Source organism: Lutibacter sp. (genome assembly GCF_041596795.1).
Taxonomy (GTDB): Bacteria; Bacteroidota; Bacteroidia; order Flavobacteriales; family Flavobacteriaceae; genus Lutibacter.
Window position 1 is genome coordinate 1 of sequence record NZ_JBFHHX010000274.1, and the last position, 1,789, is coordinate 1,789.

Below are 1,789 nucleotides of genomic sequence, written 5' to 3' on the forward strand. Positions count from 1 at the left end.
ACCTGTATTAGGTCTTACTTTTTTTTCAGTTTCATATATCGCAGTTTTTGGATTTAGAGCATCATTAATTTCATTTGTTGGGCTTTTAACAATTACATTAAGTTTTACCAGAGATTATTCAAAAGAGAGTTTATTGCAACACGCAACATTAATTGCACTAGGTGGTTTATGGTACTTGTTGTTAACATTTTTAAAAACTCGACTATTTCCAAAAATTCAAACAGACCAATTTTTTATTAAAACCATTGAGAAAACGGCTGAATATTTAAAAATAAGAGGTGAATTATTACTATGCGAAACAGATAGAAATGAATTGTTTCAGAAGCTGTTTAATCTTCAGTTTGAAATTAATGAGCATCATGAAACTTTAAGAAATATACTTTTATCAGCACAAAGTAAATATACCTTATCTAATAAAGTTAGAAGGCAGCATTTGTTGTTTACACAATTGGTTGATATTTTAGAGTTAGCAGTTGCAAACCCGGTTGATTATGAAAAATTTGATTTGGTTTTTAAAAAGCATCGAGAAAAAATTGAAGATTTTCAATTATTAATTTTTGAAATTGTAAATCAGTTAAACCATATTTCTAGGGTTATTAGAAAGGAAGAAACGTTAAATGCAAATACTAAAATACCTGAAATATTAAAACATATTGAGCGCAATATTGATTTATATAGAATTTTGGTAACAATGCCTAAAGCTAGAGTTGGAACTTTAATGTTGTTAAATTTAAAAAGCTATCAGGAAAAACAAGTTCAAAATATAATTTCATTAGAACGCATTTTAAATAACTACGAGAGTAATGATCAAATTTTAAGTCATAAAGAAGCAACTCGGTTTTTAACACCGCAAGATTATGATTTTAAAAAATTAACGGAAAATTTTACCTTTCGTTCACCTATTTTTAAGCACTCTTTGCGTTTAGCAATTATTTCAGTAATTGGTCTTATAATTGGAAAAATATTTTCAATGCAAAACCCTTATTGGATTATTTTAACCATAATAGTAATTATGCGTCCAAGTTTTGGGTTAACCAAATCTAGATCTATACACAGAGTAATTGGAACATTAATTGGTGCATCAATTGCAGGTGTTGTAATATTATTTACACAAAATCCTGTAATTTATGGAGTAATAGCAACTATTTCATTGCCATTTGCTTTTTCTTTGGTACAGTTAAATTATAGAAATGCCGCAGTTTTTATTACCTTAAATGTTGTTTTTACCTATGCTTTATTTGAGCCTAATATAATATCGGTATTACAATTTAGAATTATTGATACATTAATAGGAGCTTCTTTAGCTTTTTCTGCAACCTATATTTTATGGCCTTCATGGCAATTTCAAAACATTCATGAGTATTTTATAAATGCCTTAAAATCTAATGAATTGTTTTTGAAAGAAATAGCCTCTTTTTATCATGAAAAGGGAGAAGTTTCAACTACGTATAAAGTAATTCGAAAAAAAGCTTTTTTAGATATTGCGGAAATGAATTCAGCTTTTCAACGATTAAATCAAGATCCAAAATCCAAACAAATAGAACTTTCAACTATTTATGAAATTACAGTATTTAACAATACTTTTTTATCATCATTAACGGCACTTGGTTCTTATTTTAGAAATAACAAAACATCTGCAGCTCCAACAGAGTTTGATATTTATGTTGAAAATATTTGTTTAAATATAAAAACAGCAATAAGTATTCTTGATGGAACGACTATAAGTCCAGAAAAAACAAGTCTTTCAATTACAGAAGCAGAAAACTCTTACGAAAAAGCGTTTAACAAA

The 1,789-nt window shown here is 27.5% G+C and carries 1 protein-coding gene; it reads left to right on the top strand.

Going from position 1 to position 1,789, the window contains the following annotated elements; all coding sequences use genetic code 11:
* A partial coding sequence (locus ABY298_RS16230) for an FUSC family protein (RefSeq protein ID WP_372747082.1) occupies positions 1 to 1,789 on the top strand: 1,789 nt, incomplete at both ends.